Consider the following 14,264-nt stretch of genomic DNA (forward strand, 5'->3'; position numbering starts at 1 on the left):
AACCCGGACAAGCCCTATACGCACAGCGAGAAGGTCTTCCTGTTCGGCAAGGGCGAGGCGGCGCTGCGCGACCGCTTCAATGCCTGGCTCGGGGAGCACGGCGGCGAGAGCGAATAGGCAGACTGGCCGTTTCGCGACAGGCCCGATCTCCCTAGCGGTGCTCCTCGACGCTCTCGTCGATCAGCGCGCGGTTGAAGGCGCCGAGGGCGCGGACCTGGCGGGCCCAGCCGACCTTTCTTGACCGGTCGTCGGGCGCGGTGACCGGCAGCCGGTCGCGGCCGGCGGCGTCGAAGGCGCGCAGCGCCGCCTCCAGGGTGTCGTCGGCCTTCAGCGATGTCTCGCGCTCGGGTTCGGCAAGCGCCGGGTCGTCCTCGGGGCCGAGCGGCTCCATGAAGTCGGCGACGCAGATCGCCTTCATCACCACCCGGTGCGGGCCTTCGTGGAGCGCGAAGCCGCGGGATTCGAGCTGGGCCTGGAAGAAGGAGCGGCCGAGCACCGCGTTCGACAAGCCGTTGCCGATCGAGACGGTGAGGAGGAGGGCGAGCGACAGCGCGAAGCCGCCGGTCAGCTCGAAGACCATGACGGTGGTCGAGATCGGCGCGCCGAGGACGGCGGCGGCGACCGCGCCCATGCCGAGGATCGCGTAAAGCCCCTCGCCGGAGCCGTATCCGGGAAAGACGGCGGCGGCGATCAGGCCGAAGGCGCCGCCGGTCATCGCGCCGAGATAGAGCGCCGGCGAGAAGACGCCGCCGCCGAAGCGGGAGGCGAAGGCGATCGAGGTCGCAGCGGTCTTGGCGGCGATCAGCGCGATCATCATGGCGATGGAAAGCTGGCCCTTCAGCGCCGCGTCGGTCGCGTCGTAGCCGACGCCAAGCACCTGCGGGAAAACGATCGCGATCGCGCCGATCAGCAGCCCGCCGATCGCCGGCCGGGCGACAAGCGGTATCTCGACGTGGCGCGCCACCCAGTCGCTGACGATCATCGCCAGCTGGAAGATGATCGCGACGGCAGCGGCCATGACGCCGAGGAGGACGAAGGCCGGCACCTGGAGATAGGAGGTGATCTGGTAGGCGGGGACGACGAAGGCGGCGACATTGCCGAACCAGGCCTGGGAGACGATGGTCGCGGTGACGGCGGCGAGCACCAGCGGCATGAAGCTGCCGAGGGCGAAATGGCCGAGGATCACCTCCTGGGCGAAGAGGACGCCGGCGATCGGGGCGTTGAAGGAGGCGGCGACCGCCCCCGAGACGCCGCAGCCGAGGAGCGTCCGCCGGGCCGCGTCGGAGAGGCGAAGGCGCGAGAAGGTCGCCGCCGCGATCGAGGCGCCGAGGTGGACGATCGGGCCCTCGCGGCCGGCACTGGCGCCGACGCCGAGCGACAGGCTGCTGGCCAGCGCGTTCCACAGGCCCTGGCGGATGCCGAGGCCGCGGCCGGCATTGATGCGCGCCTCCATGACGTCGGGGACCGCCGCGGCGCGACCGGCGGCAAGCAGGTATTTCAGCATCAGCCCGACCAGCAGGCCGCCGACGGCCGGGGCGATCAGGATCACCCACCAGGGCTGCCGGCCGGCCGCTTCGGTGACATTCTCGGTCATGGTGCCAAGCCACGGCCACTGGAAGACGCCGATGGCCAGGCGGAATCCGATGGCGGCGACGCCGGTGGCGACGCCGACGAGAGGCGACAGCAGCCAGACGACAGGGTTCCGCGCCAGCTGGAATTGGCGGAAATTGGCTGTGGTCCAATGTCGCACGGTCTCGCCGACCGTCGGATGCCTCGGCGCCATGCCCCGGTCTAGCGGGCCGCTCGGGCGGGCTCAAGCGTGCCGTCGCCCGTGTTTCTCCGGACGGTCGCGCCAGCCGGGCATCATTTCAATAGTCGAAGCCGCCGTCCTTGACCGCGGGACCCCAGGCGTGCAGGACAGTCCGGCAAATCCCTCCGGACCTGTCATGACTAATCTGCCCGCATCCGCACCGGTATCCGCGCCAGCGGAATCCGCCGGGGAAGACCGCACGCTTTCATTGCCCTCCCTCGTGGCATTTGCCTTTGTCATCGGGGTGGTGGCGGCGCTTGGCGCCGTCATTTTCCGCGCCCTGATCTCGGCGGTCCACAACCTGTTCTTCCTCGGGACGTTCAGCTTCACCTACGACGCCAACTTCTTCGATGGGCCAAGTCCCTGGGGGCCATGGATCATCGCAGCGCCGGTGATCGGCGGCCTGATCGTGGTGTGGCTGGTGCAAACCTTCGCCCCCGAGGCCAAGGGCCATGGCGTGCCGGAGGTGATGTATGCGGTCTATCACAACAAGGGCAACGTCCGCGGCGTCGTCGCCATCGTGAAGTCGATCGCCTCGGCGATTTCCATCGGTTCCGGCGCCTCGGTCGGCCGCGAGGGGCCGATCATCCAGATCGGCGCATCCTTCGGCTCGACCATCGCACGGAAGATGTCGCTGGTCCGCTGGCAGAAAATCACGCTCCTGTCGGCCGGGGCGGGGGCCGGCATCGCGGCGACTTTCAACACGCCGCTCGGCGGCGTGATGTTCGCCGTCGAGCTGCTGCTGCCCGAAGTCAGCAACCGGACATTCCTGCCGGTGGTTGTCGCGACCACCTCGGCGACCTCGATCGGCCGGCTGGTCTTCGGCCTCGATCCGGCCTTCTCGCTTCCCGATGCCGCGATGCCCTACGACCGGCCGGTCACCTTCCTGCTGCTCGCCGGCTTTGCGCTTCTCGGCACCGGCGCTGGCGTGGCGTCCTGGCTCTTCATCCGCTTCCTCGCCTTCTGCGAGGATTTCTTCCCCAAGCTTCCGGGCAACGCCTATACCCAGAACATCATCGGCATGCTGTCGATCGGCCTGTTGTTCTACGGCTTCCAGATCGTCACCGGCCAGCCGCATACCGCCGGCGTCGGCTATGCCACCATCCAGTCGATCCTCAATGGCGGGATCGGCGCCATAGCCCTTCTCGTCGCTCTTTTCGCCGGCAAGATACTCGCGACCTCGGTCAGCCTCGGCGCCGGCGCCTCGGGCGGCGTCTTCTCGCCCTCACTGTTCATCGGCGCGACGCTGGGCGCGGCCTTCGGCGCGATCGGCATCGCGATCTTCCCCGATGCCGGCTTTTCGGTGATCGAGTTCGCGGTGGTCGGGATGGGGGCCGTCGTCGGCGGCGCCACCGGCGCCTCGATGACCGCGATCGTGATGATCTTCGAGATGACCCGCGACTATCACGTCATCGTGCCGCTGGTGCTCGCGGTGGCGCTGGCGACTGGAACACGGCGGGCGCTGATCACCGAGAACATCTATACGGTGAAGCTCAGGCATCGCGGGCGGCCGATCCCGACCATCCGCCACACCAACATGTATCTCGTCCGGCAGGCGCGCGAATTGATGAACCGCGATTTCGTCGTCCTGCCGGTCGAGACGTCGATCGCCGATGCGCTGGCGACGATCGCCGACCGGCCGGTCGCCCATATCATCGTCTCCGACGGATCGCGGATCGCCGGCGTCGCGCGTCTCGCCGCGGGCTCCTACACCCCCGACCGCTATGCCGGCCAGACGCTCGCCTCGGTCGTCGCCGAGAATTACGTGATCGCGCCCGAGTCCAGCATCCTCAACACGATCATCGCCCGCATGAACCGGCGGGGCAGGGGCGTGGCGATCGTCGTCAACAACCCGTCCGGGATTCCGCGGCCGGAGAATGTGGTCGGCGTGATCGCCGCGCCTGAGATCGCCGGCGCGGTCGTCGCCAATCACTATGCCTGACCGGACCGGGCGGGGCGGCCCGATCAGGCAATTCCGTCGGGTCAGTCCTTGCGGGACACGAACCAGACGTTCATCGGATCGTGCGGCAGGACCGTTCGGTCGATACCGGTGAAGCCAGCGGCCTCAAGGAACGCCACGGCGGTCTCCCATCCCCACATGGTGCCCAGCCCCGCGCCGCCCTGGCCGAGGGAAACCGGCATGCAGTGGGTGAAGGACACCGCGTAGAGGAAGGCGGCGAGGGGGAAGTCGAGATTGTTTTCGAGACAGGCGGATCCTCCGATATCCTGCATCAGGTAGACGCCGCCGGGCCGGAGCGCGCCGAACAGGCCGCGAACGAATTCCGCCGGGTCCTTCTGGTCGTGGACGGCGTCGAAGGTGGTGATGAAGTCGAACCGCTCCTTCTCGTCGTAACCGGTGAGGTCGCGGGCCTCGAAACGGATGTTGGCGAGGCCCTTTTCCTCGACGACCTTCCGAGCGAAAGCGATTGCGTCGGCGCCGAGGTCGTAGCCGACGAACCGGCTCTTCGGGAACCGTTCGGCGAGCGCGATCAAGGACGCGCCACGACCGCAGCCGGCATCGAGGACGTCGATGCCGGCTTCGAGACGATCTGAAATTCCCTCGGCGAGAGGCAGGATCGTGTCGACGAGCCGGGCCGTGACGGTCTGGCCACTGTCCTCGGCCATCATGCCGTGGAAGTGGGGATAGTCGTCATAGGCAAGCCCGTTGCCGCTTTCGAGGCGATCGAGAATCTTATCCTGGAGCGCGCCGATCACGGCGACGAACTGACCGTAGACGGCCAGATTGCCCAGCGTGCCGCCGCGGGTCAGCCATGCGGCATGCTCGTCCGGAAATTCATAGGTCTTTCCGCCGGGGTGGTAGGTGAGAATACGGGCGGTCACCATCACGGCGAGCCATTCGCGGACGTAGCGCTCGTTCAACTCCGCCGCGCGGGCTATCTCCACGCTGGTGGCGGGCGGCATCCTGGCCAGGGTGTCGAAAAGACCGGACCGGTGGCCGATCGCGATCATGGCGGCGATGGCGCCGTCGTTGAGGATCTCCATCACGCGGCCGGCGAACGCTTCGGCGGCGGCTTCGTCGAAGGCCGGGAGGGCTGGGTTGGCAGCAAGTGACATCGGATATCTCCATCGGGTTGCATTGGCGATACGTCAGGGGGATACCGGACACCGGCGCGCCGCATCAGCGGCCAATCGGACAAAAGCGGGGCTTTCAAGCCATGCCGGAATCATGACCGCCGCGGACAACAACAGACCGGTCTCGATCAGCCTTCTGGCGCTTCCGGAAACCACACCGGCGGCGCTCTATGGCCTTTATGAGGTCCTGCAATCGGTCGGGGTCGCCTGGGGCGAAATCACCGGGGAGACGGCAGATTGCGGCCGCTTCGACACCCGTATCGTGTCCGTCGACGGCAAGCCCTTCACCACGACGATGGGAATCCCGATCGCTCCGCATGCCTCGATCGAGAGCACGCCGCGAACCGATATCCTCGTCGCCACGGACCTCAGCATCCTGCCGCACAGGGATCCGCGCGGGCGGTGGCCGGCGTTATCGGCCTGGATCGCCAGCCAGCATGACACGGGGGCGACGCTGTGCTCGGTCTGCACCGGCACGGTCCTGCTCGCGGAGGCCGGTGTCCTGCGCGACGTCGAGGCGACCACCCATTGGGCGGCGACATCGATGTTCGAGACCTATTATCCGGAAATCCGGATCTGTCCGGAGCGCATCCTCTCCCGCGGGGGACCAGACGACCGCATTGTCACGAGTGGCGGTTCGGCGTCCTGGGAAGACCTTGCGCTCTATCTCATCGCCCGCTTCCGCGGCGAGGCCGAGGCCATCCGGATCTCCAAGATTTTTGTATTCGGCGACCGGAGCGAAGGTCAGCTGCCCTACGCCGCCATGCGTCGGTCCGACCGCAACGACGACGCGGTGGTCGCCGAGGCGCAGCGATGGATCGCGGAGCATTATGCGGCCGCCGGGCCGGTGGCGCGGATGGTCGCGCTGTCCGGTCTGCCGGAGCGAACCTTCAAACGCCGCTTCAAGACGTCGACGGGCTACGCGCCGGTCGACTATGTTCAGACGGTGCGGATCGAGGAAGCCAAGCAGATGCTGGAGACCTCCGGCGAGCCGACCGATGCGATCGCCCATGCGGTCGGCTACGAGGACGCGGCGTTCTTCCGCCGCCTGTTCAAACGGAAAGCCGGCGTCACGCCGGCGCGCTATCGGCAGCGCTTCCGGTCACTCGGCAGGATACCGGCCAATCGATGACGCGGGTCAGGCCATCCTCATCCGCCGCCTGAGCGTCGCCAGCGGCCGGCCGTCGATGACCGCGAGGCCGAGGCCGATCGCCGCCATGCCGACGAGCTGGTGGAGGGCAAGCCGCTCGCCGAGCACGAAGGTCCCGAGCAGGACGGCGGTGACGGGAACCAGGAGAGTGACCAGCATCAGGTTGACCGCGCCGGCGGTCGCGAGGATGCGGTAGTAGATGATGTAGGCGAGGCAGCTGGAGAAAGCCGCGAGGAAGAAGACCGCGCCGAGCGCCGCCGGGCCGGGGGCAGGAAGCAGCCATGGCTGGTCGACGACAAGCGCCAGGGGCGTGAGGATCAGCGCGGCGGCGGCGAACTGGCCGGTTGCGGCGGTCAGCGGCGCTACGCCGGCCTGCGCGAAGCGGCGCGCGAAGACCGCCGACAGGGCATAGCTGAAGGCCGCGCCGAGCAGGGCGAACTGGCCGAGGATGTGGCCGGTGGCGGTATCGACCAGCGCGTCCGCGCCGATCATTGCGACGACGCCGCCGAATCCGATCAGAACGCCGAGGAGGCGGCCCGCGGTCAGCTTTTCGTCACGGGTGAAGAGATGGGCGGCGAGGACGGTGAAAAAGGGCGTGGTGGCGTTGAGGATCGAGGCCAGCCCGCTCGGTATCTGGGTCTGGCCCCAGGCGATCAGGTTGAACGGGATGACGTTGTTGAGCAGCGCGATGGCAACGAAGGCGGCCCATACGCGCCGGCCGACCGGCATCGTCTTTCCGGTCATCCGCACCACAAGATAGAGCAGGGCCGCCGCGATCAGGACGCGGGCGGCGACCAGGGTCAGCGGCGGCAGGTGGGCAAGGGCGACGGCATTGGAGAAATAAGAGCCGCCCCACAGGATCGACAGCGAGACGAGGAGCCCCCATTCGGTGACGGACATGGTGCGGCTGATCGGTGAGGACATTGGAAGACCGGCGACTCGGAAAACGCGTCTTGTATAGTCCGGCATGGGGCGCGCCGCATTCCGATTCCGTGCGCCTCGCATGCGTTCCGACGCGGGCTCACCGGATCGGGGCGACCGGCCGCCTGTGACGATAATCTTGGCTTTGGCTCATATTCGCCATTTTGCTACGGTGCCTAGCACCAGAGAGAAAGAGGCTTCCGAGTCGGAATGACGGTCCAGGTCGCGGTCGAGCCCGTTACCCGCAACGAAACCGGTATCGCCGAGGCTTTGCCCCGGCTTGCCGGGCGTTTCGGCGAGCGGTTCGCGCAGTCGGAGGCGGTGCGGCGGCAGCACGGCCATACGCTGACCTGGCTCACCAACCAGCCCCCGGACGCGGTGATCTTCGCCGAATCGACCGAGGATGTGGTCGAGATCGTGCGGGTCTGCGCCGACCTCCGCGTGCCGGTCATCCCCTTCGGGGCCGGATCGTCGCTCGAAGGCCAGGTCAATGCCCCGGGTGGCGGCATCTCGATCGATTTCAGCCGCATGAAGCAGGTGGTCGCGGTCCATGCCGAGGACCTCGATTGCGTCGTCCAGCCCGGAATCACCCACTACGAACTGAACGAGTATCTGCGCGACACCGGCCTGTTCTTCCCGATCGATCCCGGCGCCGAGGCCTCGCTCGGCGGCATGGCGGCGACGCGGGCCTCGGGCACCAACGCGGTGCGCTACGGGACGATGCGCGACAACATACTCAACCTCACCGCGGTGATGCCCGACGGATCGGTGGTCAAGACCGGCCACCGGGCCAAGAAATCCTCGGCCGGATACGACCTGACCCGGCTGCTGATCGGCTCGGAGGGGACGCTCGGCGTGATCACCGAGCTGACCCTGAAGCTGCACGGCATTCCCGAGGCGATTTCCGGCGGCGTCTGCCCGTTCAGGACGATCGAGGACGCCTGCAACGCGGTCATCCTGACCATCCAGAGCGGCATACCGGTCGCGCGGATCGAGCTGCTCGACGCGCTGCAGGTGAAGGCCTGCAACGCCTATTCGAAGCTCGACCTCGAGGAGACTCCGACCCTCTTCCTCGAATTCCACGGCTCGCCCGCCTCGGTGGAGGAGCAGTCGGTGGCATTCGGCGAGATCGCGGCGGAATTCGGCGCCGGCCAGTTCATATGGGAGACCACCGCGGAAGCGCGCCACAAGCTGTGGAAGGCGCGCCACGACGTCTACTGGTCCGCGGTCGGCCTGCGGCCCGGGGCCAAGGCGATCGCCACCGATGCCTGCGTGCCGATCTCGCGGCTCGCGGAATGCGTCACGGAAACCGCCGAGGACATCGAAAAGTCCGGTTTGGTGGGTCCAATCGTCGGGCATGTCGGCGACGGCAATTTCCACGTCACGATGTTGGTGGATATCGGCGATCCCGGCGAGGTCGAGCGGGCCGCCGCCTTCGTCGGCCGGCTCAACATGCGGGCGATCGCCATGGACGGCACATGCACCGGGGAGCATGGGGTCGGGCAGGGCAAGATGAAATACCTCGCCGCCGAGCATGGAGACGGGCTGGCGGTGATGCGAGCGATCAAACGCGCGATCGATCCGGACAACATCATGAATCCGGGGAAGATCGTTGTCGCAGTCTGACCGTAGCGGGGCGCGACGACCGGAAGGAGATGAAGGCTGAGCCGGCTCTACGTATTCCTCGGGAGCCTCGTCGTGATCGCGCTCTTCGCGGCGCTGATCGGTCCGTGGTTCATCAACTGGGACGACTACAAGGCCAATTTCGAGGCCGAGGCCGAGAAGATTCTCGGCCAGCCGGTGCATGTCGTCGGTTCGGCCGATGCATCGATCCTGCCGTCGCCATCGCTGACCTTCACCAATGTCGAGGTCGGCGACACCGAGGGCCAGCCGATGATGACGGTCGAGAAATTCTCCGTTACCATCGAGCTGCTGCCGCTGATGCAAGGCGAGATCCGCGTCATCTCGATGAAGCTGGAGAAGCCGACGGTACGCGTCTCCGTCGACGACAGGGGCCAGGTCGACTGGCTGCTGCGCACCGACCTGTCGCGGGAGCTCAATCCGGAATCCGTCGTCCTCAACGGTGTCGAAGTGACCGACGGCACGCTGCTCTATACCGACGCCGGCGCCGGTTCGACCATCACGCTCAGGGACATCCGGGCGTCGATCGAGGCGAGGACGCTGGCCGGGCCGTGGCGGATCGAAGGCAGCACCTCCAAGGATGGCGTGCCGGTCCAGTTCACCGTCGCGACCGGCAGCGTCGCCGCCGACGGCAAGCTCAGGGTCAAGGTGGACGCGACGCCCGGACAGCTGCCGATCGCCATCGGCGCCGACGGGGTGATCGGCTGGAGCGATGCGGGACTGACCTATGTCGGAACCTACAACCTCACCCAGATCGTCGCCGCCGAGGGGCGCGAGCCCGGCGATTCTCCCGGCTGGCGGAGCGAGGGCAGCTTCAACCTGACCCGCGAGCAGTTGATCATCGACAAGGCGATCCTGACCGAAGGGCCGCCGGACCGCCCGTCGAGCCTTGCCGGGTCGATGACGGTCGATCTCGGCGAGAATGCGCGCTTCGAGGCAACGGTCCAGGCCCGCCAGCTCGACCTCGATCGTTCGCTCGGCGAGGGGCCGACCAAACCGGTCGAGGTCGGCACCGCCGCCGACAGCTTCGTCGAATGGCTGGCCGGAATTCCCGTCCCGCCGATCCCCGGCCGGGTGCGGTTCAACGTGCCGGGCATCGTGGTCGGCGGCAGCGTCATCCAGGACGTGCGCTTCGTCGCGATGCCCGAGGATGCCGGCTGGCAGATCGAAGGCCTGCAGGCGCGGCTGCCGGGGCAGGCGTCCTTCCAGGCGGACGGGCGGCTGTCGACCGGGGAACGGGTGGGATTTGGCGGCGTCGTCCGCCTCGCCGTCGGCCAGCCGGCGACCTTCGCCAACTGGTGGCGCGGCAAGAATTCCGAAGGAGCGGGGCGGCTGCTCGCGCCCTTCGACCTGTCGGGCCGTGCGACGGTCAATCTCGGCGGCGTCGCGGTCGAGGGCATGACCACCCGGATCGGCGATGCGACCATCACCGGCGGATTCTCCTGGTCGCGGGCGACGGCCGACTCGCCGGAGCGCAAGCTGCGCACCGATCTCGAGGCCGACCGGCTCGACTTCGTCCAGATCAAGGCATTGGCCGAACTGCTCGGCGGCCGCGACTTTGCCGATGCGACGGCGATCGCCGACAATTACACGATCAAGCTGTCCGCCGGGGAGCTCGCCATCGAGGACGTGGTGATGCGCGGTGTCATGATCGACGCGGCCTTTGCCGGCGGCGGTCTCGCCGTCAACGGTATCGAGGTCGGCGACATTGGCGGCGCTTCGCTGAAGGTGACGCGTGGCCAGATCGACGACGTGCTGACCGAGCCGCTCGGCCGGATCGAGGCCCAGCTCACCGCGGGGACGCTGACCGGACTTGCCCGGGTGATCGATCGCATCGCGCCAGACACGCGCTTCTCGCGCTGGTTCCTGGAAGCGGCGCCGTCGCTGGCGCCGGCCTCGCTCGGGATAACGATCGACTCGGTTCTCCAGGATGGTGCGCCGAATTCCCGGCTCGACATCAAGGGCGCGGCGGCGGCGACCAACTTCGACGCGACCATCGAGTTCGCGGGCGCGCCGGAAGCGTGGCGGACCGGCAAGTCGCGTTTCAGCGGCTCGCTGTCATCCTATGACGCGGTCGGTGTCGCCCGCCAGGTCGGGCTCGATCCGGTCGGGGACTCGATCGGCGGGGCACGCATCAGCTTCTCCGCCGAAGGCATCCCCGCGGAGGGGCTCGCGGCGAAGCTCCAGGGAACCTTCGGCGGGCTGACGGTCGACAGCGCCGGCACCCTCGTGCTCGCCCGGGACTTGCCGGCGACCTATGCCGGGACATTCGGCGTCGAGACCGAGGATATCGAGCCGCTGGTCCGGATGGTCGGGCTCGGTATTCCGGGCGCCGCGCTTGGTACGCCGGTGCGGCTCGCCGGAGACATTTCCAGCCTCGGCCCGTCGGCGGAACTCTCCTGGACCAACGGCCAGATCGCCGGCCATCGGGTCAGCGGCTCGGTTCGCGCGGCGCCCCGCGCCGAGGGCGGGGTGAGCCTCGAGGAAGGCGATCTCTTCGTCGATACGATCGACGCCGGATGGGTCGCCTCGCTGGGCCTCGGCTTTTCGCCACTGCCCGGCGACGATCCCGAGGCGCCGTGGTCGAAGACGGCCTTCAGCGAGCCGGTCTTCGGTCACCTCGAAGCAGCCTTCGACCTCGCGACCGAAGAGCTGACCTTCGGCAATGCGCTGCGTGTGACCAATGCCAAGCTGGCAATGTCGCTGGAGCCGAACCGGGTCGAGTTCGACGTCAAGTCGGGCGAGACGCTCGGCGGCGACGTGGTCGGCGGCTTCTCCATCCGCAATGTCGGCGGCAACGCCAATGTCACCGGACGAATGAGCCTGGTCGGGGGCGCCCTCGACACGATCATCTGGCAGCGCGCGGGCCGCGCCGTGGCGACCGGCACGCTCGACATGTCGGCGGATTTCGAGGCGACCGGCCGGTCCCCGGCCGGCCTGATCTCGTCGCTGACCGGGGGCGGGACGCTGGCGATCCACGACGGCGAGGCGCGCTATGTCAATCCGCGGGCGGCGAACCTGGTGATCAGGGCTTCGGATATCGGCCAGCAGTTCAACGAGGACCAGCTGCGCGACCTCTTCGCGAGTTATATCGATGGTGGATCGATGAGCTTCGCGGAAGCCGAGGCGGCGTTCTCGATCGCGGCCGGGACGCTGCGCATCCAGAACATGTCGGTCAAGACGCCGGATGCCGGCGCCACCGGCAGCGCGGCGATCGACCTCAACACGATGACGATCGACAGCGACTGGACGCTGACCCTCGATTCCGGCGATGTCGACGAAGACGGCTCGCCACCGCAGGTCGGTATCGTCTTCCGCGGGCCGCTCTCGGAGCCGAGCCGGATCTTCGACGTGCTTCAGTTCAACTCGTATCTGAATATCCGTCAGGAGGAGCGCATCCAGCAGATCCTGATCATGGAAGAGGAGGCACGCCTCGAGAAGGAGCGGCTGAACCGGCTTCGCCGCAAGCTCCGGGAAGACGGCGAGCGGCGCGAGCGAGAAGCCGAGGCGGCGCGGCAGGCACGGATCGCCGCTGCCAGGAATGTCAGTGATCTCCACGTAATGCGGGATCGCCAGGCGGAGGCGCGCGCCGCGGCCGAGAACGCCGCGTGGTGGGAGCGGATGACCGCCGCCGCCGAGACCAAGGCCGCAGCCGAGCAGGCCGCGAGCGATGCCGCGGCAGCGGCCGAAGCCGAGAAGCAGCGGGCGGCCGAGGCCAGCCGGATGGTCGAAGAGATGCAGGCCGCGATCGCCAGAACGTCCGAGGCGCAGCGGGTCGCCACCGAAGAGCTGACGCGCGCCGAGAATGCGGCGGCCGATGCGGCAGGGATCGTTGTCGACAGGCAGCAGGCCCTGGAGGCGGCGAAGGCGCGGGCCGAGGCCGCGGCGGATACCGTCGAGGACGCCGAAGCGGCGCTGGCGGAAGCGCGGGCCACGCGCGAGGCCGCCGGCGGCGATGTCGGAACGGCCGCCGAGGGCAGCGATGCCGCGCTCGCCGCGGTCGCCAAGGCCGGGGAAAGGCTGAAGGTTGCGAAAGCCGCGGCTGACGAGGCGGCGGCGCGGGCGGGTGAGCTTGCCGATCGGGCGACGGCTTTGGCGGAGGTGGCGCAAGGGCGCGGCGAGGAACTCGCCGCCGCCAAGGCGGATGCGACGGTCAAGGCGGAAACCGAGGTCGTCGCGGTCAAGCGACGCGGCGAAGCGCAAGACGACGCGGCGGCGACGGCGGAACGAGCGAAGGCGACCCTCACCGGGGCGAATCGGGCGGATGCCAACCTTCAGGCCGCGGTGGAATTCGCCAAGCAAGCCGACGCGGCGCTGGAGAGGGCGCGTGCCGACGCCGCGGCAATCGCCGATGCGCGGAAGGCGGCCGAGGCCGCGCTCGGCGCGGCGCGGGCGAGGTCAGCCGAAGCCGACAAGGCCGTCGCCGATGCGCGCGCGACCGTCGCGGAGCTAGTGGAGGCCAGCAACAAAAGGCCCCTCACCGAGCCCGGCGACGTGACGCTCGGCGGCGGGAACAGCTTCGACAATGGTACGGCGCGGCTCGAAGACGCCCGCGCCGCGCTGATCGAAGCGGAAGCCGCGGCGGCCAATGCAAAGGACGCGGTTACCGCGGCCGAGGCAAAGGTCGGCGACCTGACCGAGCAGGTCGCCGATAGCGGGAAGACCGTCGATGCGGCGCAGGTGGCATTGAAAAAGGCGACCGACGAGGCGCAGTCGCTTGTCGAGCCGGCAAACGCCGCGCAGGCTGTCGCTCAGGAAGCCGATGCGGCAGCGAGGGCTGCTTCCCTGACCGCGGAGGCGGCGGCGACAGCGGCGGAGAACGCCGCCGCGACGGCGCGCGAGGCCGAGGCATTCGTGCAGGAGAAGGAGCGGTCCTATCAGGAGGCCGCGAAAGCGGTCGCCGATGCACGGGCCGCCGCGGAGCAGGCGGCCGAAGAGGCCGAGGCCGCCAGGGCGGACGTGGCAAAGGCGGAGGCAGCGTTTGCCGAGGCCCAGGCAGCGGCCATGGGCGCCGCCGATGACCGGGCCGCCGCCGAGGCGCTCGCGGCGGACGCGACCGCCGCCGAACGCGCCGCCGAGGACAAGGCCGCAGGCGCCAGAAGCCGCCTCGAACAGGCCACCCGGGCGGTCGATCTTGCCGAACAGGTGCTCGCGGAAGCCGAAGAGGCATCCACGGAGGCGACCGCGCTTGTGGACGAGAAGGCCGCCGCCGAGGCGGCCGCGCTCGGCGAGGCGGGCGGCGCGCTCGATGAGCTCCACGCCGCCGAGGCCGCTGCCAAGGAAGCCGCGGCCAAGGCGGACGGAGCCGCGGCTGCTGCGCGGGACGCCGCCCGGCGCGCGGCGGAGCTGCCGCGTGGCTGGGTCGAGGGCCGGGCGAATACCGGCGACCGCGCGGATGTGACGATCGATGGCGAGGCAATCACCGGCGCCGCGACCGACGTCGAAGAGGCCGCGGTCCTGACCGATCTACCGGTGGCGGACGACGAAGCCGCGCTTGCGCCGCACGAGGACATGGTGCCTCCGCCGGTGATGCCCCGACCGAGGCCCAATCGGCCGACGGTCGTGGATGATGGGCCAAAGCCGGTCCCGCAAGCACGCTCGAACCTGCCGACCGACGCCGAGCCGCTGGTGATCAGCCCGCCGAACTGA

Annotated in this window: 7 protein-coding genes; 4 read left to right on the top strand and 3 right to left on the bottom strand. The window is 68.7% G+C overall.

The genetic code is table 11. From position 1 onward, the window contains the following. Positions 1-151 precede the first annotated feature (151 nt). Entirely contained in the window at positions 152-1,750 is a 1,599-nt protein-coding gene (locus KDJ86_RS08380) for a chloride channel protein (RefSeq protein WP_291744668.1), read from the bottom strand. Positions 1,751-1,946: 196 nt separating this feature from the next. On the opposite strand from KDJ86_RS08380, the gene KDJ86_RS08385 reads away from it, so the two are divergent. Then, positions 1,947-3,752 (top strand): chloride channel protein, encoded by a 1,806-nt coding sequence (locus tag KDJ86_RS08385; protein WP_291744669.1) that lies wholly within the window; start codon positions 1,947-1,949, stop codon positions 3,750-3,752. 41 nt (positions 3,753-3,793) lie between these two features. Here the strand turns inward: KDJ86_RS08385 and KDJ86_RS08390 are convergent, their stop codons facing one another. Further along, positions 3,794-4,885 (bottom strand): class I SAM-dependent methyltransferase, encoded by a 1,092-nt coding sequence (locus KDJ86_RS08390; RefSeq protein WP_291744670.1) that lies wholly within the window; start codon positions 4,883-4,885, stop codon positions 3,794-3,796. A 112-nt stretch (positions 4,886-4,997) separates the two neighbouring features. Between KDJ86_RS08390 and KDJ86_RS08395 the strand changes: the two genes are divergently transcribed. After that, on the top strand, positions 4,998-6,035 hold the full coding sequence (locus KDJ86_RS08395) for a GlxA family transcriptional regulator (RefSeq protein WP_291744671.1): 1,038 nt from the start codon (positions 4,998-5,000) through the stop codon (positions 6,033-6,035). 6 nt (positions 6,036-6,041) lie between these two features. Here KDJ86_RS08395 and KDJ86_RS08400 read toward each other — a convergent pair whose 3' ends face one another. Beyond that, positions 6,042-6,977 carry a DMT family transporter gene (locus KDJ86_RS08400; protein ID WP_291744672.1) on the bottom strand — a complete coding sequence of 312 codons (936 nt, stop codon included), beginning with the start codon at positions 6,975-6,977 and terminating at the stop codon, positions 6,042-6,044. A 207-nt stretch (positions 6,978-7,184) separates the two neighbouring features. On the opposite strand from KDJ86_RS08400, the gene KDJ86_RS08405 reads away from it, so the two are divergent. Both KDJ86_RS08405 and KDJ86_RS08410 read left to right on the top strand, forming a co-directional pair. Beyond that, complete coding sequence (locus tag KDJ86_RS08405) at positions 7,185-8,600, top strand: FAD-binding oxidoreductase (RefSeq protein WP_291744673.1); 1,416 nt, start codon at positions 7,185-7,187, stop codon at positions 8,598-8,600. A 36-nt stretch (positions 8,601-8,636) separates the two neighbouring features. After that, entirely contained in the window at positions 8,637-14,264 is a 5,628-nt protein-coding gene (locus KDJ86_RS08410) for an AsmA family protein (protein ID WP_291744688.1), read from the top strand.

This window comes from Bauldia sp., from assembly GCF_020442045.1.
Classification (GTDB): domain Bacteria; phylum Pseudomonadota; class Alphaproteobacteria; order Rhizobiales; family Kaistiaceae; genus Bauldia.